The sequence below is a fragment of the Microcystis sp. CS-574 genome (assembly GCF_028329095.1).
Lineage (GTDB): Bacteria > Cyanobacteriota > Cyanobacteriia > Cyanobacteriales > Microcystaceae > Microcystis > Microcystis ichthyoblabe_A.
Map to the genome: position 1 here is coordinate 1 of NZ_JAQMSY010000117.1, position 26,368 is coordinate 26,368.

Annotated in this window: 17 protein-coding genes and 2 pseudogenes; 11 read left to right on the forward strand and 8 right to left on the reverse strand. The window is 43.4% G+C overall.

Annotation, left to right across the window (positions count from 1 at the left end):
* Positions 1-501 (forward strand): GDP-mannose 4,6-dehydratase (locus PN470_RS09495; RefSeq protein WP_272104401.1); only part of this gene is annotated, 501 nt, incomplete at its 5' end.
* Positions 502-513: 12 nt separating this feature from the next.
* Entirely contained in the window at positions 514-1,452 is a 939-nt protein-coding gene (locus tag PN470_RS09500) for a GDP-L-fucose synthase family protein (RefSeq protein ID WP_130757147.1), read from the forward strand.
* A gap of 53 nt (positions 1,453-1,505) precedes the next feature.
* On the opposite strand, the gene PN470_RS09505 is transcribed toward PN470_RS09500, so the two are convergent.
* A complete protein-coding gene (locus PN470_RS09505; protein WP_271935982.1) occupies positions 1,506-2,183 on the reverse strand; it encodes a hypothetical protein in 678 nt (225 codons plus the stop codon).
* A 453-nt stretch (positions 2,184-2,636) separates the two neighbouring features.
* Between PN470_RS09505 and PN470_RS09510 the strand changes: the two genes are divergently transcribed.
* The 7 genes and pseudogenes from PN470_RS09510 to PN470_RS09540 all read left to right on the forward strand — a co-directional run.
* On the forward strand, positions 2,637-3,821 hold the full coding sequence (locus tag PN470_RS09510) for an ATP-grasp domain-containing protein (protein ID WP_271935985.1): 1,185 nt from the start codon (positions 2,637-2,639) through the stop codon (positions 3,819-3,821).
* A gap of 175 nt (positions 3,822-3,996) precedes the next feature.
* Positions 3,997-4,884: a succinate--CoA ligase subunit alpha gene (locus tag PN470_RS09515; RefSeq protein WP_272104403.1), complete on the forward strand. Its 888-nt coding sequence runs from the start codon at positions 3,997-3,999 to the stop codon at positions 4,882-4,884.
* A 300-nt stretch (positions 4,885-5,184) separates the two neighbouring features.
* A complete protein-coding gene (gene gltB, locus PN470_RS09520; RefSeq protein ID WP_272104405.1) occupies positions 5,185-9,789 on the forward strand; it encodes a glutamate synthase large subunit in 4,605 nt (1,534 codons plus the stop codon).
* Between the two features lie 69 nt (positions 9,790-9,858).
* Positions 9,859-11,427 (forward strand): DNA cytosine methyltransferase, encoded by a 1,569-nt coding sequence (locus tag PN470_RS09525; protein WP_272104407.1) that lies wholly within the window; start codon positions 9,859-9,861, stop codon positions 11,425-11,427.
* Positions 11,424-12,047, forward strand: a complete 624-nt coding sequence (locus tag PN470_RS09530) for a hypothetical protein (protein ID WP_238142407.1) — start codon at positions 11,424-11,426, stop codon at positions 12,045-12,047. The genes PN470_RS09525 and PN470_RS09530 overlap by 4 nt, the downstream gene beginning before the upstream one ends.
* A gap of 241 nt (positions 12,048-12,288) precedes the next feature.
* Positions 12,289-12,459 (forward strand): hypothetical protein, encoded by a 171-nt coding sequence (locus PN470_RS09535; protein ID WP_002733405.1) that lies wholly within the window; start codon positions 12,289-12,291, stop codon positions 12,457-12,459.
* 570 nt (positions 12,460-13,029) lie between these two features.
* Positions 13,030-13,161: pseudogene (locus tag PN470_RS09540) on the forward strand (IS110 family transposase); the annotation flags it as partial.
* Between the two features lie 175 nt (positions 13,162-13,336).
* Here PN470_RS09540 and PN470_RS09545 read toward each other — a convergent pair.
* The 3 genes from PN470_RS09545 to PN470_RS09555 form a co-directional block, all read right to left on the reverse strand.
* Positions 13,337-13,750, reverse strand: a complete 414-nt coding sequence (locus tag PN470_RS09545; protein ID WP_042790349.1) for a hypothetical protein — start codon at positions 13,748-13,750, stop codon at positions 13,337-13,339.
* A gap of 607 nt (positions 13,751-14,357) precedes the next feature.
* Positions 14,358-15,050, reverse strand: a complete 693-nt coding sequence (locus tag PN470_RS09550; RefSeq protein ID WP_272104409.1) for a helix-turn-helix domain-containing protein — start codon at positions 15,048-15,050, stop codon at positions 14,358-14,360.
* A 13-nt stretch (positions 15,051-15,063) separates the two neighbouring features.
* Entirely contained in the window at positions 15,064-15,345 is a 282-nt protein-coding gene (locus PN470_RS09555; protein ID WP_002765183.1) for a ParB N-terminal domain-containing protein, read from the reverse strand.
* Between the two features lie 115 nt (positions 15,346-15,460).
* Between PN470_RS09555 and PN470_RS09560 the strand changes: the two are divergent.
* Positions 15,461-17,224: pseudogene (locus PN470_RS09560) on the forward strand (SWIM zinc finger family protein).
* 746 nt (positions 17,225-17,970) lie between these two features.
* Here the strand turns inward: PN470_RS09560 and murI are convergent.
* The 4 genes from murI to PN470_RS09580 form a co-directional block, all read right to left on the reverse strand.
* Positions 17,971-18,783 (reverse strand): glutamate racemase, encoded by an 813-nt coding sequence (murI, locus tag PN470_RS09565; protein ID WP_002734376.1) that lies wholly within the window; start codon positions 18,781-18,783, stop codon positions 17,971-17,973.
* Positions 18,784-18,880: 97 nt separating this feature from the next.
* Entirely contained in the window at positions 18,881-20,779 is a 1,899-nt protein-coding gene (locus PN470_RS09570; protein ID WP_271936000.1) for an N-acetylmuramoyl-L-alanine amidase, read from the reverse strand.
* A gap of 387 nt (positions 20,780-21,166) precedes the next feature.
* Positions 21,167-22,555, reverse strand: a complete 1,389-nt coding sequence (locus PN470_RS09575) for a cation:proton antiporter (protein WP_271936002.1) — start codon at positions 22,553-22,555, stop codon at positions 21,167-21,169.
* Between the two features lie 833 nt (positions 22,556-23,388).
* Positions 23,389-24,906: a class I SAM-dependent methyltransferase gene (locus PN470_RS09580; RefSeq protein WP_271936004.1), complete on the reverse strand. Its 1,518-nt coding sequence runs from the start codon at positions 24,904-24,906 to the stop codon at positions 23,389-23,391.
* A 344-nt stretch (positions 24,907-25,250) separates the two neighbouring features.
* Between PN470_RS09580 and PN470_RS09585 the strand changes: the two genes are divergently transcribed.
* On the forward strand, positions 25,251-26,174 hold the full coding sequence (locus tag PN470_RS09585) for an Rpn family recombination-promoting nuclease/putative transposase (RefSeq protein ID WP_271936006.1): 924 nt from the start codon (positions 25,251-25,253) through the stop codon (positions 26,172-26,174).
* Positions 26,175-26,368 lie beyond the last annotated feature (194 nt).

Sequence of the window (26,368 nt, forward strand, 5' to 3'; positions counted from 1 at the left end):
CGTCGGGGAGAAACTTTTGTCACGCGCAAAATTACCCGCGCCTTGGCCCGAATTATTGCCGGACAACAGAAAAAACTCTATCTAGGAAATCTCGATTCTAAACGGGATTGGGGTTATGCTAAGGACTATGTGCGGGCGATGTGGTTAATGTTACAACAGCAAGAACCGGATGATTATGTAGTGGCGACCAATGAAACCTATTCTATCCGGGAGTTTCTCGATATTTCTTTCCAATACGTTAATTTAAATTGGCAGGATTATGTGGAGTTTGATCAACGTTATTTGCGTCCAGCGGAAGTGGATTTATTGATAGGAGATTCCACAAAAGCCAGAGAGAAATTAGGTTGGCAGCCGTCGGTGACGTTCGAGGGACTGGTAAAATTAATGGTAGATGCGGATTTAGCGGCTTTGGGGATTAATCTTAATAACGGTGGTGATAGCCAACAGTTATTAAAAGATTTGGCTTATCTTCGCAATCGTTCGATGACAACTGTGGATTAAAGAGGTGAAAATATGCTGAATTTAAGCGAACAAAGAATCGTCGTCACCGGGGGGGCCGGATTTTTAGGTCGGCAAGTAGTTAATCAATTAATTGCAGCGGGGGCAAATCCCGAAAAAATTACAATTCCTCGGTCTAAAGATTGTGATTTAAGAGTTTGGGAAAACTGTCAACGTTTAGCCAACGAAGAAGATTTAATTATCCATTTGGCTGCCCATGTGGGAGGTATCGGTCTTAATCGGGAAAAACCCGCCGAATTATTCTATGATAATTTGATGATGGGAACCCAATTAATTCACGCTGCCTATCTAGCAGGAGTGCAAAAATTTGTCTGTGTGGGGACAATTTGTGCCTATCCAAAATTTACTCCAGTACCTTTCCATGAAGACGATTTATGGTCAGGATATCCCGAAGAAACCAATGCGCCTTATGGTATCGCTAAAAAGGCTTTATTGGTACAATTAGAGTCCTATCGTTTGCAGTATGGTTTCAACGGAATTTATCTTTTACCGGTGAATTTATACGGGCCGGAGGATAATTTTGATCCGGGTAGTTCCCATGTAATTCCTGCTTTAATTCGCAAGGTTTATGAGGCACAACAACGGGGGGATAAACAACTTCCTGTCTGGGGAGATGGTAGTCCAACCCGGGAGTTTCTCTACTCCACCGATGCAGCGCGAGGCATTGTCATGGCCAGTCAATTCTATAATGAATCAGACCCGGTTAATCTTGGTACAAATTATGAGATTTCTATCAAAGATTTAGTCGAATTAATCTGTGATTTAATGGGTTTTGATGGCGAAATTGTTTGGGAAATAGATAAACCGAATGGTCAACCGCGACGCTGTTTAGATACAACCCGCGCTCAGGAAAAATTCGGTTTTGTTGCTCAAATGGAATTTAAAGAAGGTTTGCAAAAAACCATTGAATGGTATCGGCAAAACGCCGCCTAGTCTCGATAGCTGGTGTGTTAGATTAATAACTAACACACCAGATTTTTTTAAGGTTACTGACCGGTAAAATCAGAACGAAGGGTTAATTTTAAATCTTCTTTGGGGTTAATTGACAATAATTCCACCGATTCTCCTCGTAATAACCAACCAGCTAATACTTCTAATCCTCCTCCTCGTAATAATCCCTCGCTAACCGGTTGGTCAGAAGTAAAGGAAGCGAGGACAGAAGCGGCGGATTTTCCTAATACTGCACCCTGAATAATTTTATCGGGGTTAACTCCTTTAATTAGTCTTTCTAGACGGGTGAAAACTGCCGAAATAGCATCAATAGATTTTTCTTGGGGTTGACGGGTTTTTAAAAAGATTTTTTGGGATAGAAAACGGGAACCTTGACCATCGGGTTTAATTTCTCCGATAATCTGACTACCATCGGGAATAATTGTCTGTCCTTGGGAGTTTTTAATATTATCGGTTACGGTCAGAGATAAAGAAAAAGTTTCTTGTTTGGTTAAAAGAATTTTTTCCCCTTGCTCGTATTTTACAGGGATATCTGTGCCAGCAGGAATTAATCGATCATTCCCCAAAGGAATCGGTTTAATCTGGTTAATCGGGGCGAATTGACGTGCGATCGCAGGAGTCAAGGAAAGGGAGACCACAACGAAAGAAGCACTTAAAAGCATTGTTAATAGGGTCAGAGGATGATGACGACCCTGCTTTTGAAAATTTAGCATCTTACCCTTGAGTTTCCTAGTGGGAGCGAGTTAAAGATAGAGACGAAAGCGGAAAAAAGTTTGTTTCCAAGCAAGAAAATGAGGTAAAAAGGGGAATCTTAGCAAAAAATAGCCGATATTTTCTACTAATTGCTAGTTATTAGTTTATTTGGTCTATTGGAACGCCAAAACTCTTGATTTGTCTGCAGTTCTTAGTTTGGCACGGTTAATGAGGAACAAGAACTATTTATGGGAGAATTATAGGTTCAATCCTATCAAAAAAAATCACCCGATCGAATTAACTTTAATTTTTGCGTTCAAGATTGCCGTCACGACCAGTCCCCCATCCCTATCAACCAAAAATATTCTCCCTGATCACCCGTGAACTGGATGCTGTTGCTAAAATAATCTTCATGGTCCCCCAGCTACCGAAACGAGCAAAGAGAGAATCGCCACTTTATCAACTAATCAATTATGGATTTACTCGAATACCAAGCCAAGGAAATATTTGCTCAAGTCGGCATCCCCATTTTACCTTCCCAACCAATCCACGAACCGGGGGGACTAAAAAGATTAAACATTCCCTACCCCATCGTGCTGAAGTCCCAGGTACGAGCGGGAGGACGAGGAAAAGCAGGAGGGGTGAAATTTGTCGCTAATACCATCGATGCGATCGCTGCTGCCCATGCTATCTTTCATTTACCGATCGCCGGAGAATATCCAGAGGTAATCCTAGCAGAAGCCAGGTATAATCCGCAACAGGAGATATTTTTAGCCATTTTACTCGATTATCATCTGCAAAGACCGGTTTTACTGGGTGCGAGTCAAGGGGGGATGGATGTGGACAGTTTACTGGAAACCATGCAAAAAGTGGTCATTGAAGAGAGATTTTCCCCCTATCTCTGTCGGCAATTAGCCGTATCTATGGGTTTAAGAGGGTCTTTGATCGAGTCTATCAGTCAAATTCTCGAAAAAATGTATAGTCTCTTTGTCAGCAAAGATCTCGATATTATCGAGATTAATCCCCTGGGTATCAACGAAGCTGGGGAAGTGATGGCCCTAGATGGCAAAATAAGTGTTAATGATGCCGCTTTAGCTAGACATCTCGATCTTCTGGCCTTGACCCCTCCCCAATTACAATCCCCTTGGTCGATAATTGATCAAACTGGCCAAATAGCCGTGATCAGTAATGGCCAGGGTTTGATGTCCACTGTCTGGGATGCCTTGGCAGGCAAAGGGGCAAAACTAGCAGCCTGGCTTATACTGGAGGAAAGACTAGAATTAGAGCAATTAAACGAGCAAATAGAGGCCTGTCTGCAACAATTCCAACTATTGCCTAATTTAAAAGTGGTTATCGTTGATATTGTCAGTTATCCCGACTTTGTCCAAAAAGCGATCGAGACTATTAGCAATTACTACCGCAGTTATAGCCCATTATCACCCAGCCGGGGCAGTGGTGAACGAACGATCCGGGCCACCCGACAGGAAAGACAAACCTTGGAACCCCGATCTTTTCTCAATCCCACCCTACCACAAATAATTTTTCGCGTCCTAGCTGACAGCAAAGCGATCGATCTCAGTCAGAGTTTAGCTGATGTTAACTTTCATTGGTTAGAGTCTTTAGAAGAGGTGGTCACTGCAGCCATTAAATTAGCCTAGAATCAGTGATCAGTTATCAGTTATCAGTTATCAGATGTGAGTTTTCAGTTCACAAGGGACGAATCTAAAACCTTTGACTCTTGCCTTCAGAAGCGGATTACTGTTCACTGATTACTGTTTACTGATCACTGATTATTGTTTACTGATTACTGAAACAACTCCCAACACTTAATATATGAAATGGACAGATAAAGATCAGATAATTATGCAAGGGATCGATCGACCCCTAGGCAAATATTATGCGGCACGATTGAAAGCTCAGGGAACCTGTTTAGTAGCGGGGGTGGCTAGTGGCCACGGTGGTGAGATAATCGCAGAGATACCAGTGTTTGATCTAGTGGCTGAGGCCGTTGCTGAAGCCGGAGAAATCAAGACCAGTTTAATTTTAGTCCCCCCCAATCAAGTCCTAGATGCGGCCTTAGAAGCGATCGCAGCAGCAATTCCCCAATTAATTATCGTCACCCCCGGAGTACCCCCCTTGGACCTGGTGGAATTATTAAAGATAGCTAGTACCACCGGAACATTAATTCTCGGCCCCGGCAGCCAGGGTGTGATTATTCCCAATTATCTTTGGTTGGGTATTTGTGAACCGAATTTTTATGAATCGGGGACAATCGGTCTGATCACCCGCGGCGATCGCATAGGGGATGAAGTGGCGAAAACTTTAACAGCAGCCGGGTATGGTGAATCTATGGCGGTAAATTTGGGGACTGACGGCATTATTGGCTCCAATTTGTCCCAATGGTTGCAGGTTTTTGAGGAAGATGACAATACCGAGGCAATTCTCCTCGTCAGTCAGGTGGGGGGAAAGGCCGAAATCGAGGCAGCCAAATATATTGCCTCGGCAATTGAAAAACCAGTGATTGCCTATCTTGTCGGGTTAAATGCAGCGATTGAAACCAATTTCGGCGATACAGAAACAATTATTTCTAACCAACTTTCCTACTCTGTTGCCGCTAAGAATACCAGAAAAGATAGCTTACGTCATTTTCAAGAAGCTGGGGTGACAGTGGTAGAAAAATTAGCCGATTTACCTGCCTCTTTAGCTAAAGTCTTGTCCTGAATTTGACCCCATTGCTCCAATAATATTTATAATCAGACAATATTCTGTCAAAATAAGCACCTAACAGGATGTTTCACCCCATCCAGGGGATTTTCAATGACAATTCCTGAGAGCTACTATATCATGGTAGATCACCTGTGATTCCTCAGACCGGCCAAGATAAAGACGGCAACAGGCAAAAATTAGGAAAAATCAGCGACAATCGAAACGGCAAGATCAAAAAAAATTCTATTCTAGATTGACCCTTTCAGCAGACCAACTATCCCACCCTTCTAGACAACGACCCTAAGGATAACTTCTATGGTGCAACAAAATAGCCTAAAAACCGACAATATACACCAAATCGATCCCTATTGGGGTCCCCCATGGCTCGTAGAGGAACGGGACGCTTGCGGAGTCGGTTTTATTGCCGATGTGCGCGGTTCCGGCAGCCATCAACTGATTGAACAGGCCCTTTTAGCCTTAGGCTGTTTGGAACACCGGGGAGGCTGCAGCGCCGATCAGGATTCCGGGGACGGTTCCGGTATGATGACCGCTATCCCCAGAGATGTCCTCGCTCCTTGGTTCGCCGAAAATGGCTTAAATATGCCAGAATCTGAGCGACTAGGGGTGGGTATGGTCTTTCTTCCCCAAGCGGCCCAAGAACGAGCCGACGCTAAAGCACACATCGAAGAAATTGTCAATAAATATAATATTAAGATTTTAGGTTGGCGTGCTGTTCCCGTCCGTCCCCAAGTCCTCGGAAGACAAGCAAGGGAAAATCAACCCTACGTCGAGCAAATTCTGGTGACTTCCCCCGATTTAGCTGGTTCTCAATTCGATCGCCTACTCTATATTGCCCGTTCTGAAGTCGGTAAGCAACTGGCCGATGATTTCTATTTCTGTTCCTTTTCCTGTCGCACCATTGTCTATAAAGGCATGGTACGGGGCGAAATCCTGCGAGAATTCTATCTAGACCTGCAAAATCCCGCCTATAGCAGTCAATTTGCCATTTATCACCGTCGTTTTAGCACCAATACCCAACCGAAATGGCCCCTCGCTCAACCGATGCGCTTATTGGGTCATAACGGCGAAATTAACACCCTTTTGGGCAATATTAACTGGATGTCGGCCCGGGAACCCGCTTTAGAAACCCAAGGTTGGACCCACGAAGAATTACAATCCCTGACCCCCATTGTTAACCCCGCTAACAGCGACTCCTATAACCTCGATAGCGCCCTAGAATTATTGGTGAGAACTGGTCGCAGTCCCCTAGAAGCGGCTATGATCCTAGTGCCGGAGGCCTACAATAATCAGCCGGATTTACAGAATTATCCCGAAATTATCGACTTCTACGAATACTATAGCGGTTTACAGGAACCCTGGGACGGTCCAGCTTTACTGGTCTTCAGTGACGGGGGAATCGTCGGCGCTTGTTTGGACCGCAACGGTTTGCGACCGGCCCGTTATAGCATTACTAACAACGGTTATATCGTCGTTTCCTCGGAAGCGGGAACTATTCCCCTCGATGAAACCACCATTATGGAAAAAGGTCGTCTCGGCCCCGGTCAAATGATCGCAGTTGACCTAGAAAAAGGCGAAATTAAGCGTAATTGGCCGATTAAACAGGAAATTGCCCGAGCTAATCCCTACGGTGAATGGGTGAAATCCCAACGCACCTTGATTGACAAAGAAACAGCGATAGACATTCCCGCTCCTAGTCATCTCCTTCCCCTGCAAACCGCTTTTGGTTATACTGCCGAAGATGTGGATATGATTATCGTTCCCATGGCAGAACAGGGAAAAGAACCGACTTTCTGTATGGGTGATGACACTCCCCTAGCAGTCCTCTCCAGTAAACCCCATCTTCTCTACGATTACTTTAAACAACGTTTTGCCCAAGTTACTAACCCCCCCATCGATCCCTTACGGGAAAGTTTAGTCATGTCCTTGACTATGTATCTGGGACGACGGGGTAATATCCTTAAATTAGGGGTTGATGACGCACATTTACTGAAATTAGACTCTCCTCTGCTCAATAATGCGGAATTAGTCAAAGTTAAAACCTCTAGCTACAGAACAGCCGAACTTTCTACCCTTTATGATCTGACCACCGGACCGGGGGGATTAGAAACAGCGATCGCTAATTTGTGCGCTGAGGCCGCCAAGAAAGTAGCATCGGGAGCAGAAATTTTAATTCTCAGTGACAGGACTGCTCCTATTGACGAAAAAACTAGCTATATTCCCCCTTTATTGGCCGTTGGGGCCGTCCATCATCACCTGATTCGCTCACACTTGCGTTTAAAAGCTTCGATCGTTATCGACACGGCCCAATGTTGGAGTACCCATCACTTCGCTTGTCTAATTGGTTATGGCGCTTCCGCAGTCTGTCCCTATCTTGCGTTAGAAACGATCGCCCAGTGGTGGATCGAGCCAAAAACTCAGAAATTGATGGAAAATGGCAAATTAGAAGCTATTAGCCTCGAAAAAGCCCTAATTAATTACCGCAAATCCGTAGAAGCAGGATTACTGAAAATTCTCTCGAAAATGGGTATTTCTCTCCTATCTTCCTACCATGGGGCGCAAATTTTCGAGGCGATCGGATTATCGGCAGATTTAGTTAAACTAGCTTTTAACGGTACTACCAGTCGCGTCGGGGGTTTAAGCATTGCTGAGGTGTCCCAAGAAGCGATCGCATTCCACAGTAAAGCTTTCCCCAATCTTACCGCCAAAAAACTAGAAAACTACGGTTTTGTCAACTACCGTCCAGGGGGAGAATACCACATGAATTCCCCGGAAATGGCGAAAGCACTCCATAAAGCCGTGGCCGCTCACTCCCAAGGTCAAGGATATGACCATTACGAAACCTATCGTCAAATCTTGCAGCAAAGACCTGTCACCGCTTTACGCGATTTATTAGAATTTAACAGCGATCGAGCTTCAATTGCCCTCGAAGCAGTAGAATCGATCGAAAGTATCCTGCAACGCTTCTGCACAGGGGGAATGTCCCTCGGTGCCTTGGGCCGGGAAGCACACGAAACCCTAGCGATCGCCATGAATCGCATCGGAGGTAAGTCCAATTCCGGAGAAGGGGGAGAAGATCCGATCCGTTACACCAGCTTAAACGATGTGGATGTAGAAGGACATTCCGTGACTATGCCCCACCTAAACGGCTTAAAAAACGGTGATACGGCTAATTCTGCCATTAAACAGATAGCTTCGGGTCGTTTTGGAGTCACTCCCGAATACTTAATGAGTGGAAAACAGCTAGAGATTAAAATGGCCCAGGGAGCAAAACCGGGAGAAGGAGGTCAATTACCGGGGAAAAAAGTCAGTTCCTATATTGCCATGTTACGGAGATCGAAACCGGGAGTAACTTTGATTTCTCCCCCTCCTCACCACGATATCTACTCGATCGAAGATTTAGCGCAATTAATCTACGATTTACACCAAATTAACCCCCAGGCCAAAGTTTCCGTCAAATTAGTGGCCGAGATCGGTATCGGCACAATTGCGGCCGGAGTTGCCAAAGCTAACGCTGATATTATCCAGATTTCCGGCCACGATGGTGGTACAGGTGCATCACCCCTAAGTTCGATCAAACACGCGGGTAGTCCCTGGGAATTGGGAGTAACGGAAGTGCATCGGATGTTAATGGAAAATCAACTGCGTCATCGGGTGATTTTGCGCGCAGATGGAGGACTAAAAACCGGTTGGGATATCCTCATGGCTGCTCTGATGGGTGCGGAGGAATTCGGTTTTGGTTCCATTTCCATGATTGCCGAGGGGTGCATCATGGCCCGGGTCTGTCACACGAATAATTGCCCTGTGGGAGTCGCTACCCAGCAGGAACGTCTCCGCGCTCGTTTTCCAGGAATTCCCGCTCATGTGGTCAATTTCTTTACTTTGGTGGCCGAGGAAACGCGGCAATTATTAGCGAAATTAGGCTATCACAGTTTAAATGAGGTGATTGGCCGGGCAGATCTGTTAAAAGTGCGCTCCGATGCTCGTTTAACTAAGACAGAATCCCTCAATCTCGATTGTTTGTTGAATTTACCCGATGGCCGTAGCGATCGCTCTTGGTTGCAGCACGAGGAAGTACATAGTAACGGTGCTGTCCTCGATGACGATATTCTAGCCGATAGCGAGATTAAACAGGCGATCGAGCAACAGGGAACCGTCAGCAAAACCTACAGGATTGTCAATACCGATCGCTCTGTCGGAGCGAGAATTGCGGGGGTAATTGCCCAAAAATACGGGAATGACGGCTTTGAAGGCGAAATTAAGCTCAATTTCCAGGGTGCGGCCGGTCAAAGTTTCGGAGCCTTTAATTTACCCGGTGTCAATCTCCATTTAGAGGGAGAAGCTAACGATTATGTGGGTAAAGGCATCTACGGCGGCGAAATTGTCATCGTACCGCCCCAAAACGCCAATTATCAGCCCGAAGATAACGCTATTATCGGTAATACCTGTCTCTACGGGGCCACCGGTGGGGTATTATACGCTAATGGTCGCGCTGGTGAACGTTTTGCTGTCCGCAATTCCACTGCAAAAGCGGTTATCGAAGGGGCCGGAGATCACCTCTGTGAATACATGACCGGGGGGGTAATTGTCGTGCTTGGTTCCGTCGGTCGCAACGTCGGCGCCGGGATGACGGGAGGATTAGCTTATATCCTTGATCCGTCCCTACCAGAGAAACTTAACCCCGAAATTGTCAAGATTCAACGGGTTGGCACGGCTGCCGGTGCGGAACAGTTAAAATCTTTAATTGAGGCCCATGTAGAACGCACTAATAGCCCCAAAGGTAAGTTAATTTTAGCTAATTGGGATAGCTATCTCGGTCAATTCTGGCAAGTGGTCCCTCCCTCGGAAGCGGATAGTCCCGAAGCGCAAATTAGCGCGGAGAAAACCTTAACTTCGGTGTAATTTCTTTGGGGTGCGTTACTCTTTGTTAACGCACCCATTGATTAATTTCTTTGATGTCATAATTTGGCAATGACAAACGAAAAACTCAGATTTATCGATCTTTTTGCTGGTATTGGAGGGTTTAGATTAGCTTTTGAGAGCGTTGGTTATGACTGTGTATATTCTTGTGAAATAGACGAAAACTGTCGAAAAGTATATTTCAATAATTTTCAAGAAATTCCCGATCAAGATATTAGAAAAATTGCTATTCATGACCTGCCTGATTTTGAAGTGTTGACAGCAGGATTTCCCTGTCAACCCTTTAGCATTTCTGGAAAACGAGCCGGATTTAGAGATACAAGGGGAACTCTATTTTTTCACATCTGCGAAATAGTAGAATTAAAAAAGCCGAAAATAATTCTTCTGGAAAATGTTAAACACCTAATTCACCTCGACAAAGGCAAAAACTTAGATATTATTTTGCATTCTTTGGAAGAACTGGGTTATTTAGTTGATTATAAGCTCTTAAATGCCAAGAATTTTGGTGTGCCGCAAAATCGAGAAAGAATTATTATTATTGCTACCCAAAATAAAAAATTTAATTTCAACTCATTAAAATATACTTCACCAATACCTAAGTTACGCGATTTTCTGTCTCCTCAAGGCAATTTTGAATACTTAGATAAAAAAGAATATACTCTCATTGATAATCCTACCTTACAACCATCAGGATTAATTTTTGTCGGTTATCGCAATAAAACTATCTGGAAAAAAGGTATCAGACCAAATACAGAACATTTATCCCGGGTTCATCATCAACCTAACCGAATTTATTCGATCGATGGAGTACATCCTACTATACCATCTCAGGAAACATCTGGACGTTTTTTTATTTATATACCCGAACAAGATCAGGTGCGTAAATTAACTATCCAAGAATGCTATCGACTGATGAAGTTCCCCGATAGCTTTCAAATTCATCCTAACTTAGCTGAGTCTTATAAACAGGTGGGTAATTCGGTTTGTATTCCCATGATTCAAGAGTTGGCTATTGCCATTAAGAAACATATTTTTGAAAACAATTCTAGAGTATCCTTAAAGGAGTTTTCTTTTTCTCGTCAGAATATTCAATTGGAAATTATCGGATTAGATTTTATGAACCATAAAGAAAAGTTATTAGACATTTATGACCAATCCTTAAATTTAGATGATCGGCAACCACTGCCCCCTCAACCCTATCAGAACTATATCCAACAAATTGCTACTAATTGCTCAAAACAAAAGGGAGTTTATACGGTTTTAATAACTTTATTAGTTCATAAAATTCTCTATCCTAATCAAGATATTAGATACCATCAAACTAATTTACCTGGAGGATTTTCAGGAAGAACTATTGATACTCAGTATATTACTCCCACCTTGAAACAATTGGGATTACCAGCTATGGCAGAAAGTGGCTGGCTAACTCGTTCTTTAGAACAACCCTTTCCCTATACTTTAGATTATCAAGGTAAAATTAGTAATCAAAAAACCAAAGATGCTTTTCTGGGTTTAATTAATTTTATTGAAACTAATCCTCAACAAGCTGAAGTTATTTTAAGGCTTTTACTTCATCAAGTTAATCAGATTATCCAGACCCAAAAGATTAAAAAATTTTGAAGATAGATAATCCTGAACCTTTTGATATCAACACTTTGAGCAGTTGCCTAGAAAATCATTTTAGTTTCAATTATCAAACTCGCGGAGCTTCCAAATTACCTGTTTTAGCACTATATGCAATTTATCAAAGGTTAATTATAGAAGTAGAAAGATACAAATCCTGCATATTAAAACCTCTAGGCAGTCACACAGCTTCTGATTTAACTTCTGGTAGTGCAGGAGATATTGAGATTTTTGATAAAAATAAACAATTAGTAGAAGTTATTGAAATTAAGCATGGTAAGTACATTGATTTACAAATTCTCCGAATTGCCAAAGATAAAATTATTAAATTTAATCCGAGAAGATATTATATCCTATCATCGTTTGATGTTAAACCCACAGAAGTGGAGTTAATCATGTCTGAGATTCAAACTATCAAAAACAATCATGGTTGTCAAATAATTACCAATGGTATTATACCGACAATTAAATATTATCTGAGACTGATATCATCTCCAGAAGAATTTGTCAATAGCTATTCCCATCTGATTGAAATAGATTCGGAATTACAAACTATTCATAAATTAAAATGGAACGAAATTTTATCTAATCTTATTTCTCCAATTGAACAAATCTAAACTAGCGAGCTATACTATGGCCAAAATATACCATCGCTGGTGACAGCCTTTCTTAAGATGAAGTGTAACCTAATTTGGTATCGACGACCGACACCCCACAATCTGTCCCCACAAAAAACTTTTTCGGCCAACCCTATCTAGACTACACTTTTTAAGTAGCTAGACACAATTAATTACACATACTTTTGCCTTTTGCCTATCCTAACCAAGAAGTTAATTTTTTCCTATTACTTTATTACTCATGAATCCCCTCGTCAATTATTTTCGCAACCTGCACGAAATCCACTCCTCCCAAGCAGCAGTAAAAGAAACCTCCTACTACGGCACTCTTGAAACTCTCCTCAACGAAATCGGTAAAACCCTAAAACCGCGAGTTGGGTTTCATGCTTCAACCGTTCGGACCTCGGTGTGAGACTTCGGCGTGAGACTTCGGCGTGAGCTCAGTAGTTCGACAGGCTCACGCTCACTAACACGAACGCTCGGTCGAACGCTGATCTCACGGCCGAAGCCCAACCTTGTATATTGAGAGAAGTGGTAGACCGTCCCAACCTTGGTCGGAAAAGACCGCTTCGTAGCAAGAGTCAATAATCTCCCTGACAAAACTCGAACAGTCGCCGGGGTCGTCGCAAAAACAATCAATTGTTAAGCTAACAGACCGTATCGAGCAAGGATGAGTAAAATCAAGGGGATGCTCTCGAAAAGAACCATTAATCCCGCCAATTTCTCAGGTTTAATCATGGAAAATATCTCTCAATGGGTAGGCATTGACATTAGTAAAGCGACCCTAGATGTTTACCTCCGTCCGCTCGGTAAGGCGATGAAAGTTGCTAACACAAAGGAGGACATATCTAAACTGATCGAGACCCTAAAATCTTACACGCTCAACCTCATCCTCATCGTTCTGGAAGCGACAGGAGGTTTAGAAACTGAACTGGTGATTCAATTACAAGCAGCGGGTTTACCCGGAGCCTTAATCAATCGCTTAGTTGGACGCGGTAAATCAAAAAAACTGGCTCTGACTGCTTGTGTGCGAAAAATCTTAGTCATTCTTAATGCAATGGTTCGCCAAAATCAGCCTTGGCAGCTTGCTGACAATTTGCAACCTTGTTCCTAGAGATTCACGATCTTTGTTATCTCTAATAAAGGGTTGCGCTTGCTTTGGTTTAACCTGAGCAGCTTAGCTTTTGCTGCGCTTTTTTCCAGCTTGAGATTTTGAGTTTTACGGAAACTGCTTGAGTTTTTTTGAATTACCCCTTGACAATCAAGACAGTCACTACTAGATTGGCTACTTAACATCTTCTGAAAGCAATAGAGTCTCCTACTTGAATTAATTCATATTTTGATATTACCTTCAGTGTTACTTTACTTCCATCCTTCCATTGAATCACAACGTATCCGTCATCAATAATCCATTCACCAGAGGAGTAATGTGGTTCAACAGGTCTGATTACAACCGGAGTGATCTTAACGACACTCTCTCTACTATAACTACCTCCTGGTTCCAGTTTGTACGTTTCTTTCCAATAGGAAGAACCACCGTTAGCATAACTTGTAAATTGGCTTCTTTCCCAACAACCAGATATATCAGACTCGACTACACCCGTATTTTTAGAATCCGATTCATTTTTATTGCTAGGTTCTGCGGAACAGCCTACTAACAACAGTAAACCAATTGCAATTAATTGTGAAATTTTGATGAACATAATAGACCTCTTGCATAAATCCGAAAACAAACGATAGAAACAATAATGGGAGGGACTTTCAGTTAATTATTTATTAGTAGTTGATAATCTTCAAAAATGTTGCTGTACAAGGATCGACTTAAGACTTTTGCAAGAGGTCTAATCATCATTGGATTACCTACAAAATTCGAGTGTAGCTTGTAGGGTGCGCTCTTCGTTAGCGTAACGCACCAATCCCAGTTAGAAACCCAACATTCTTAACGACATTAGTGTAGTTGGGTTTCGCTTAAGCGTCGCTAATAGTAGTATCCTAACATCGGCAACAGATAAACCTCCGTCAACGATCTGTAACCATTGCTGGCGAACAGAATTTCGTTGGACAGGATCAGTAATGTGTTCAAAACAGTTATCATAGGGCGTTGACATATTTTTTTCTCCGAATCACTCATAATCTCATTTTAACCGTTCAGGGGGCGGTTATCAAGCCGCCATTAGTTTTGTAATGGGGATTTATGCCCCGCTCCAAAAACTTTTCGTCTTAAGGCGAGGTTTTAGACTAGATTTTTTCGATAAAAGCAGACCACGGGGGAATTTTTCACAGCACTAAAGCTCTGCAAGAATTATCACTTTAAGCGGTGACATTTTCTGTTTCTACTGGTTGAATTTCTGGCATTTCTACTTTAATTAAACTCACTTTAGCACGATAAAGTAGTTTTTCCCCATGACGATAGCCCCGATAACGCACTAGAACAGGTGTACCTATTTCCGCTTGACCATCGATCAATTGATGGATTTGCGGATCATAACCAACATGATCACCGACACTGTCAATTGGTTGCACTCCCCAGCGCTCCAGTAACTGCATAATCGGTTTGACTAAAGAGAGGATTTTGACGGCTGCTAGGTCGGGATTTTTGCGGGCAACGGCCTCGGCCGTGGGCCACTGAACTAACCAAGATTCGATCGCTTCGATGCTTTGACGTTGAAATTCTGCGGCTAATTCTTCTTTTTGCTGGTCTAATTTTTGCTGTAAATTTTGATACTCTTGTTCGAGAATTTTTAATTCCCCTGAATGATCCTCTGGCCCCATCGTCGGGATTTGAAAATGAGCAAGAAGATCGCTAACTGGCAGCTGCAGCCCCTTAGCTAATTTCACCAAAGATTCAGAGGATAATTTAGCGATTAAACCATGGCAAACTCTCTGCAATTGCCAAGAAGATAGACCCGATAACTGACTCAATTCTTCCAGATTTTTACAGCCAATTTCTGCCATTAACTGCTCTAATTTTTGCCGATGATATTTATATAAGGACTCATTCATGGGACTTCTCAGCTTAAGCGATGTGTTTAGCTAAAACGGATTTAGGAGCGCGACGAACTCGACAGAGAATCGTTTCTTTACCGAGACGCTGATGAGCTGCAAAGCGATGGCAACCAGAAAACCCGTAGTAGTTACCATCCACCTCCAAAACATCGATCGGTTCTCGTAATCCCTCCTCAGCGATCGATTGCATCAACTGATTAACTTTTTCGGGATCAGTTTGTCGCGGTAAAGGACGACGAATTTGGGACAGAGGAATATTTTTAATTTCCATAGTGTCTTCACTATAGCACATTTAGGCTAAACTGTAGATAAGTTAACTCGGTTGCTGATGCAGTGGTCTGGCTCCCTACTGGCAGTTTTCTGGCCACAGACAAGATTCTATCACCCAATCCTCTCCTTTTCTGACTATGACTATTCCTCCTATCAATGAAAAGATTATCCGGCAAAATAGCACCAATGCTTCCTATCAGCGCGGTCAATATTATTACGATAGCGGTGCAGTTATTTCTCTTTGGCAACGGGGGCAAAATCTACAAGCTTTAGTGAGTGGTAGTGAGGTTAAACCCTATCGAGTTGCTATGGATTTTAACCAAGAAAACCTTGAGAATGTCTCCTGTTCCTGTCCCTACGATTACGAGGGTTGGTGTAAGCATATTGTGGCGGTTTTATTAACCTGTTATCGTCAACCAGAATTAATTATTAAAAAAGCCTCTCTAGAGGATTTATTGACACCGATCGATGAAAGTAAATTAAGAAAATTGCTTAATCATTTAGTGGCTAAACACCCAGAAGTTATCGAGACAATTGATCAGTTTTTAGTGCCAGCTACCCCACTTAATAAAGCGGTAGGGAAGATAACTATTAATGTCAAAGCTTATCGTAATACTGTCCGTAATGAACTGCGGCAATCCCTACGAGCGATCGAGGAAGATTACTACGAAGAAGATCCAATTTCTAATGAAATTTATGCCCTAGTGGATGAGGCCAAAGATTATTATCAAAAGGGAGAACCGGATAACGCGATCGCTATTTTAGAAGCAATTATTAGCGCCTGTATCGAGGAATGGGATGATTTAGAAGATTACGGTGCTGTTAATGATGATTTAAGTGCTGGAATCGATCGAGTTCTAACGGCAGCAATTTTAAGTAAAGAATTTAATCCCCAAGAAAAGCAAGATTTAAGGGAAAAGATCGAGCAATGGCAGCATGAATGGAGTGCCGATTTTGAGATGAGTTTAGCAGCCTTACAACAGGGATGGGACGATCCAGTTTTAGAGAAGATTTTACGAGGAGAATCGGCTAATTTTTCAGAAATGTGGTCAGGGAATATTCCCTATTATGCCCAAGCATTAACTTCTATTCGCTTAGAAATTTTCGAGCAACAGGAAAAAGATCAGGAGTATTTGAATCTAGCTTTAGCTTCAGGACAAGTGGTAGAATATCTAACTAAGTTAGTCTATCTTGATCGCATTGAGGAAGCGATGGCATCGGCAAAAAATATGATAACTAAAAACGATGAAGCCTTCTTTTTTGCCAAAGCTTTACGCGATGAATCCGCACCAGAATCCGCTCTCATAATTGCCAGGGGTGGTCTAAATTTCCCAGGGAATTATTATTATCAATTAGCTCTCTGGACAAGTGAACTAGCGCAATCTTTAGGGGATATAGATACAGCTTTGGCTGCTAGAATTAAGGCATTTCAAGACCAACCTTCCTTTTCCCATTACCAAAAAATTGAGTCTTTAGCGGGGGAAGATTGGCCCGATTTAAAATTAGACTTGTTAGATTACTTGCGCGAGTTTAGCGGTGGACGTTCCACAGAGGCTAAAATCGATATATTTCTCCACGAAAATTTAGTTAGAGATGCAATTAAAGTCGTTTCTGATAATTCCTATGTGCAGTCTCACCTAATTTGGCGGATAATGGATGCGGCTGCTACCGTCGATCCTGACTGGGTGATCGATCACGCTCGTCCTGCTGCGGAAAAGATACTCGACGAAAAAAGGGCTGATCGCTACGAAGAAGCGATTAAATAGCTGAAAAAAGCTCGTAATGCCTTTTATATGTCGGGAAGACGGGAAGAATGGCAAACTTATCGGGAAAGTTTAATTAAGGAACACGGACGCAAATCAAAATTTATGGGGTTATTCAAATATCAGGATTTACAATAATTTAAGCTTGTAGCCGTCAGTTATCGGCTAAAAGGAGGCTATTTTTAGCTTGTAGAGTGGGAATTTGTCCTCAGCTTAAGTCTAGTGATGTTTCGACGCAAATTCTTTTATGCTACAAATTGAAATGCGGAATGTAGGTTGTAGTAAGTAGTCATGCAAAATAAATTTCCTAGTGAAGACAGGCAAGAGGCAAAAGCTTGATCGAAATGTGTAATTAATTTTGCTTAGGTACTTATCTTCTCGACTATAGCAGTTTTCATCAGAATGAGGTATGGGCAAGGAGCTTAAACCCTTTGTTGGCAAAACTTGTCGATACCTCAGTAATGTGAAAAGCGCTATCTTTTATCGGGAAATTTCAAATCTGCCTTGGCTATTACAAAAATTCATATTTATGTCTTGTGAACCTGCTACAGCTAAACGCAATGCTTAGTTACTGGTCAGTTGTTTCTGGTACTATCGTCACCTCCATCATATTCTCCTTCTGCCCCTTCACGTTAATCTTCCTCATCGTCCCAGAATAAGACGATTGCACCTCACCCAACCCTTTGATAAGTACCTAAGCAAAATTAATTACACATATCTAACCCCGCTCTTGCCTCTTGCCTCTTGCCTCTTGCCTATCTTCACTAGGAAATTAATTTTGCACGACTACTTACTAAATCCGTTGAGTATAGGATACATATCAGGACAGGCAAAAGGCAGCTGATAACTGCTCACTGATAACTGCTCACTGAAAAGGCTAACGGTTATAAAACGGGGACGGGTAAATAAACCTTTTCTACCGTAGGAGAAAAACCTAGCCATTGACGAGATAAACGAGCAAAAGTGTCAGGATCACCGCTAACTGCGAAGTTAGTAGGTAGGGATGTTTCGGGATTTTTGAGACCTAATAATTCTAGTTCTTTTTCCGCCGCTCGGACAACGGCAGCTGCGGGATCTACCAAGCGCACGGAACTAGGTAAAAGACGACGTAAAACTGGGGAAAGATGACGATAATGGGTACAACCATAGACCAGAGTATCAATATTTTCCGCCAGTAAAGGCTGAAGATATTCCCTAGCCACTTGTGTGGTATAGGGGTCAAAAATGCGGTTAGCCTCGATCAAAGGGACAAACTCAGGACAAGGAATTTGCCAAACTTGGGCAGTAGGATCGATTTCTTGAATTGCTTGTTTATAGGCATTACTTTTAGCCGTAGCCGGGGTAGAAATCACCCCTATGCGCTTTCCTTGTTTAACGGCAGTTTTGGCCCCGGGTAAAATTACCCCCAAAATTGGTAAATCTTTAAATTCGGCCCGTACTTCTTCTAAAGCCAAGGCGGAACTGGTATTACAGGCCATAATCACCATTTTCACCCGGTGCTCGCCCATCCAAGTGAGAATTTCCCGGACAAATTCGATAATTTCCCCTTTAGAACGGGTTCCGTAGGGAAGTCTAGCGGTATCAGCAAAATAGAGAATCGATTCTTGGGGCAGTTGTCGATACAACTCCCTTAAAACTGTCAGTCCACCCACACCACTATCAAACACACCAATCGGACTAAATTGTGATTCTCTCATAGATATCGAGGAAAACGCTGATCTAAAGTAGCTTTATTTGATGATATTAAAACACGGATTTTTTGATTGGTAAACTAATGCTCCAATGATTTAATCATTAACGGAGATTTCGTTGAATATATTCAATAATCCCTCCTGCGATCGCCGCCGCCATTTGTCGTTGAAAGTTGGCATTGGCTAATTTAGCAGCATCCTCAGCGCCAGTAACGAAACCCACTTCCACGAGGGTAGAGGGCATTTTCGAGGTTCTCAGCACATAGAAACGGGCCCGACGCACCCCTCGATCGCGCATATCGACACTGCGGACAATATTGCGATGGATGGTGTCCGACAAACGGCGATCGCCGAAGTAGTACACCTCTAGGCCGTTGACATCCGGTCGTGCTTTCCCCATAGAGTTAGCATGGATACTGACAAATAGATCGGCATCGATCTGGTTAGCCAGGTCCGTGCGACCTTGCAGGGTGACAAAAAAGTCGCTATCCCTAGTTAGACGCACATCGATGCCCTGTTGTTGCAGAATGCGGGTAACTTCTAGGGAAATGGGCAGAATTACGTTTTTTTCCTGAAGGCCACCAATTCCGATCGCCCCCGGATCCTGACCACCGTGGCCCGGATCGATCACCACCAGAAAGCGGCCATTGCGTTGTTGGGGGGGATTAGGAGTGGGGTCAGAGGGGCGCGGCGGTGGGTTAAATTGCCCCGTATCTGGGGGTAAAGGGACAGGTATAGTGGTGGAGTCAGGAACCTGAGAAACGGGGCCAGAATTGCGGGAGGAAAGCAATTCTAGGACTAGGGTTTGACCTTCCGACTGATTGAGGCGACCGAATTGAAATCCTGCCGCGGTCTGTACCAAAATCAGCACCTTATTGACACTTTCCTGACGTACCCGTAATTGATAGATGGGACTAGAGCGACCAAAGCGCGGACCGCGAAAAGACTCGGCTAACTTAGCATTTTCGATGCGTAGTTCATAGACCCCATCCCGGTTAACACTGCCGTTAGCTTTCAGGGGTGAATCCCCACGAATTAACAGGCGATCGTTATTACCCGCCAGATCGATCGAGGAGATCGTCGCCAAACGATTGCTAGAAGGGGGATTATTGGCAGTTTTCGGGGGGGGATTATTGGGACGAGGATTGGGATTAGTCGCTCTAGTGGGGGGAGGTGAGGAGATATTATCCACGGCACCCAGACCGCCCCTAGGCAGTAAAACCAAGCCACCAAAACGACTATAGAGAGCTTGCCAATCGGGACTATCTCTATTAACACTTAGGGAAATCTTGGCCCGTTGATTGGCAGTCTGACTGAATTGAATATCGCCGACCCCATAGCGATTGACGGGGATAGTTTGACCGGTGAGACTGCTGGGTAAAGTGGCCCCGGGTAATTCAAATTCGATTTTTTTGCCGTCCCGGCTGCGTTGACTGCGAATCGATCGCTCATCACCATTCTGCTCTAAACGGACAAAAAGACCATTGCGAGTGACTTGAAAATCATCGTTGTTGTCCGTCTGGCTAACTGGAGGTGGGGGAGTGGGACGGGTGGAACCGCGATCGGGGGGAGGTGTGGGGTCAGGGGTAACGGGTGGTTGCGTTTCCTCCCTAATCGGTTGGGGATCTGGCAATTCCACTGTCCATTGGGTGGGCGAAATTCCGCGAATTTTTACCTGTTGAGGATCGACAGTGTAGCCGGGGGCTAATTCAATCACTAAACGGGTAGTTTCCGCATCAAATTGACCGATACGGATACTTCTGACGATATTGCCAATGGGCCGGTTAATATTGGGTTGCCCTAACTTGATCCCGGGCAGATCGATCACGATCCTGGTGGGGTTAGTGATCATTTGCGCTCGCGGTTGCACTCGATTGTCGGTAGTGAACACCAGACGATTCTCATTGGTGTCGAATCGCCAAAAGACGAGCTTGCCAGCCCAAGCAGGGGCCGCCACCAGCAACCAAGTTAATGCGCTTAGGAATAACCAATGAAATCTCACGATCGATGCTCCCGTTGCTCAGTTATCAATTACCTTTTTTCGGTAAAAATGGACTATTTTGTTGATTTTTTGCCATCCATAGCTCCGTTAATGCTCTGAGAATAACTATCAATAAAAACAAGCTTATGGGACGTTGGCATGGTCTGCTATGTTTCTGATCAGTTATCAGTCATCAGTCATCAGTTATCAGCTTCTGAAGGTAAGAGGCAAGAGGCTCCAAAAAAGAATCCGGCAATTCTCCTACCTAAAAATAAGGTTAGAAACTAAGTACATCAAAGCTTTTAGCTTAACAAATTAGGATTTGGATTCGGACCTCGTTATCAATGAAAAGACGGCGCTATTAGTGCCACTTAATACTGCTCACTTAACACTAACACTGGTAACTGCTCACTGCTCACTGATCACTGATTGAGGGCTGGCGGTGGGTTCTTTAAATACTAACCTTAACAGGGGCGGAGCGATAAAGGTAGTCAAGATCACCATCATAATAATCGCCGCGTCGGTAGCGGGGGATAAGGCACCACTAGCAGCCCCGACTCCAGCAAAGACTAAACCCACTTCACCCCGGGGAATCATGCCAACTCCGATCGCCAAGCGATTGAGTTTTTCCTTACTGAAAACGGCTAACCCCGTCACCACTTTACCCAAAATCGCGACGACAATTAGGAAAGCCGCTAAGACTAATCCTTCTCGATTGCTGGGAATAGTGGGATTAAGCACACTTAAATCGGTTTTTGCCCCCACACAGACGAAAAATATCGGTACAAATAAATCGGCGATCGGGAACACTTGTTCTGCCAATTCCGATCTCTTTTCCGTTTCCCCTAGGACTAGGCCGGCAGCAAAGGAACCGAGAATCGCTTCTAGTTGGATAACTTGGGCAATATAGGCAAGAATAAAGGCGAAAATCAGGGAAACTAAGAGCAATTGTCCCCTAGTTTTCATTCTATTAACTAATTGAACGTAAAAGGGGCTTAAAAAACGACCGATCAGGATCGTCCCGATCACAAAAGCGCTAGAACTAATAACTAGATAAATTACCTTGCTAATTTGCACTTCTCCGGTCTTCACCAAAGAAGCAACGACAGCGAGGACGATAATACCGAGAATATCATCGAGAACCGCTGCCCCGATAATAATTTGACCTTCTTTCGCCGATAACTGCCCTATTTCTGCTAAAACCTTGGCGGTAATGCCGATACTGGTAGCGGTTAGAGCTGCCCCGGCAAAAATAGCGGGAATGGTGGCCAGATGGAAAATATAGATTAAACCCAAAGTACCCACCAAAAAGGGAACCGCAACCCCCACCACTGCCACAGCAGCTGCCTGGGGACCGACGCGAATTAATTCCTGCAAGTCCGACTCTAAACCGATCTCGAACAGCAGGATAATTACCCCCAATTCCGAGAGGACGGAAATCACCTCACTGGCAGCACTAAAAACGGCGGGAGATTGCTCCGGGGTGAGGGATGAGGTGGATTCTAGGAAATGAATGAGGAGAGAATCCTCGAATCCCGCTCCTCCTTCTGGAAAAACCAGTAATTTTAGGGCAGAAACTCCGATAATCACGCCACCGACTAATTCTCCTAACACGGGAGGCAAGTTGAATCGGACGCATATTTCCCCCCCCAGTTTACAGGCGAAATAAATAACGGTCAAACTCAGCAGCACGCAGGCTAAAACTAAGGCACTATCGGCAGTTTCGGCCGTAGCTGCCGAGGCTAACAGGGTAAGATTAGGACTCCAAGCGGAAGAAAGGAAAGGCTGTAGTATCATCGCTCGCTCAAAATTACTCCCAATACTCTAACAAGCTGGCGGCCTATTCAGTGATTCCCTATTAAACTTTGCCCCTTGTCCAATTTCTACAAGGGTTCAGCCGTGGCCGGGTGAGGATCAGATAAATTGTCAGACTTGCTATTATCGGTGAATAGGAGACAAAATAGCTAATAGTTGACTCCATATTCCGATTTTTGACGACTACCGCCGCAATCATCGCTTTAGCACCGCCAGGCCTTTCTTTCGCCAGTTGGTAAATAATTTTTGCAGACCCCTTGACAAGATGCTTATTTTGTGTAATGAGTCAGTAGCCGGTCGTTTCAGGCTTTGTTGCCCTCTTTTTTTGTACCAGTTTATGTACTAAAAGAAGGATAATGCAAGGTTTTTGAGGATCCTAATCCTATATTCTTGTACTAACATCGGATTTTAACAGGTCAAAAGCCTTATTTTAAAAGGGTTTTACCATTATTCAGCAAGCCCTAAATAAGTAGGTAGGCGTTAAAAATTGTCAGATACCCCCCTTATGGCTCTCTTATTCTTTGTGTGATAAGTTTAGATTATCTAGAAGCGATCAATCTTTGTGTCCTTTGTGTCTTTGTGGTTCGTTCCAGTTGATTGCCAGCAGGAATGTCTCCTATAATACATTTTACCCACCAAACCCAAGAGAGCCCCCTTATCAAGGGGGGATTAAGGGGGGATCAGCGCCCCCCTTATCAAGGGGGGATTAAGGGGGGATCAGCGCCCCCCTTATCAAGGGGGGATTAAGGGGGGATCGAACCTAAAATCCATTTTTAATTTAATTATAACCAGCTACTTACATCTTAGTTTATTTACTAAATACCTAGTTTTTGCAATGTTAGTAAACGTTCTTTACTAAACTGCTCGTACACTGTTTTCAGATGAGCAATATTTTCCTCCTCTGTTTCCAAAGGTTTCCCATCTTTAACCACTTTTTTGCCTTGACTTGCCAAAATTTGCCAGACAAATTGTACTGCATCTTGGTTAGAGGATTTAGCCAAGAGGAATAATTGTTCTAAACGATTGACCACTACTCCAGTCCCAATCAAAGGAGAAGCTAAAAAGCTTAATTCCTCACTATAGACTGCTTTCGCTTTCACTGCATTATTAAAAGCATCAGTAGATGGTTTCCGTTGTTGGCAAGTTTGCTCATCCACAGCAGGATGAATATAGCCAATACCAGTTAAAATCACGAGAGCTTGGTAAAGACCATTTAAGTTAATATTTGAGGTTTTGGGGTGATTTTGGAGTTGCAGTAAAGTTTGGGGAGATTCTGCCAAAACTTCACAAATTGGCTGATAAACTGTCTCCTGTAACTTAACTTCTCCCACGGGAAACTGCTGCTCGAACTTGATAATTGCGGGATTAACAAGCAGAGCAAACCGGGTTTCTTGTAGTTGTTTAAGCTGTTCTTGGTTGGTTAAACTTAAGGAGCCTCGACTAAAAATATCACGACGGAATTGACTATTAACAAAGAAATCTCGCACCACTTCCCGATAGATTGGGTCGCTGATTTTGGCTAATTTCTCTTGGGCAACTGGTGAGAGATTGACCATATCAATATGGTCATTAATATGGGCGGAACCCACATATTTAAGTTTAGCATCCTCTAATTCTTTCGCCACTTCATCGAAGTAAAAAGAATTCCATTCCTGATTGAAATACTCGTGAGCTAAATAATAACGATTTTGTTCCTTTAGGCGCTCGTAACGATTTTTTAAAATTGGATTTTGGGTAAAATAACTAGCATTAGCCTCTAATAATTCTCCCGTAAAATTAAGTGCCTGTTCAATGCGGGTTAAAATTGGTTCGGAACTGTGTTGACCATGACGTAACATTAAAGCTCGCATCGGCATCGCTGCTGACCAACCCGGCAGGACATTATAGGAGATATAAACTAATCCCCCCACCTTGAGATTGCGGCGCATAAAATCAACTATTTCTTGACGATTTTTGGCACTAATCCAGCTATAAGTTCCGTGCAGACTGATGAAGTCAAATTGAGGTAAATCTCTCTCTAAAAATTCCTCAAAACTATCATCAAAGAAAAGAATATTCTTCATTCCCGCCTTGGCCGCTAAATCTCTAGCTGTGGCGATATGGCTAGGATTGAAATCATTGGCATAAAATTGGGCATGGGGATAGGTAGCCGCTAAAATATTCGTGGTAAAACCCTGACCACAGGCCAATTCACAATAGGTAAATTCTTGGCTGGAATCGGGGGGGTGAATGGATTTAATCAAAGTGGCTAAACCTAATTTTAGGGGACTTAACTCGCCGTAAAAGCCGCTAGTGTAGTTAACTTCCGATACATATCCTTCTGTCCAACTCATAGATTTTCCTCAAATATAATGACAAGTCATAAAATTAAGACTTGATTATACAGGAAAAGAGCCATGTCCCCTAGATTGGCTCTTTTGGATTTGGTGGGTAAAATGTATTCTGAGATACAGTCCTGCTGGCGAGGGAGTGGAGGGAACCACAAAGACACAAAGGGCACAAAGATTGATCGATCATATAGTAAGTTAAACTTATCACACAGAACCTAGAAGAGCCCTAGATTTTTGTTGGTGACAGCAAGGAGAAAAAATTATACAATGCCTATTAATACTAGAGTATTAACCGTTTAGCCAAGCAATTCGGCAATTGCCAATAAACCCTAGAAGCGAGATTTCTCGTGAAAACTGATAGTCTCTTTTACCAAATCTTCCTGCGTTTTCCGGACAGTTTCTTTGACTTAATCGGACAACCGCAACCGGTCTCAGCAAACTATCAATTTACCTCCCAAGAGGTGAAACAACTCTCTTTCCGTCTCGATGGTTTATTTATACCACTCAGAGAAGATAGTCAGCAACCCCTCTACCTAGTGGAAGTGCAGTTCCAACCGGACGACACCCTCTACTATCGACTTTTTGCGGAATTGTTCCTATTTTTAAAACAATATCGACCACCTCACCCCTGGCAAATTGTCGTCATTTATCCCCATCGTGGGGTGGAACGGGAACAATCCCTACATTTTGGCGAAATCCTCAATTTAGCAAGCGTTAGACGCATTTATCTCGATGAATTGCCCCACCGGTCCCATCCCTCTTTAGGAATCGGTGTGATTAAATTAGTAGTAGAGTCGGAAACGGCAGCGGTGAGGACTGCTCAAACCCTAATCGAGCGGACCAGAGAAGAAATCACCGACCAGTCCAGTCAACGGCAGTTAATTGACCTAATCGAAAGTATCATCATTTACAAATTCCCCCAGAAAAGTCGCGAGGAAATTGAAGCTATGTTTGGACTAAGTGATTTAAAACAAACGAGAGTCTATCAAGAGGCACTGGCCGAAGGAGAAGAACGGGGTCTAGAACGGGGTTTAGAACGGGGTCTAGAACGGGGTCTAGAACGGGGTCTAGAACGGGGTCTGCAAGAAGGAGAACGTCTGGTGGTGGAAAACCTGCTCCGAGTCCGTTTCGGTGAGTTAGACCCAGAAATTCAAGCTATTATCAGCCGGATTTTACAACTGTCCCCAGAAGAATTTACTCCTTTACTCCTACATTGTTCCAAGCAGGAACTCTTAAAGCGATTTCCCCCAGAAAAGTCGCCAGGAAATTGAAGCTATCACCCCCCTTATCAAGGGGGAAAGGGGGGATCTACACCCCCCTTATCAAGGCTATCCCTTATAGGGATCTTTCTTAACAATTTTTGCAGTAAGCACTCCAACCCTTATCCTGACTTGATTTCAGTTTTTTCTTTGTCAGTAAGGGTGTCAACAAGGAATATTACAAATTGTTAACCGAGTCTTGAAAG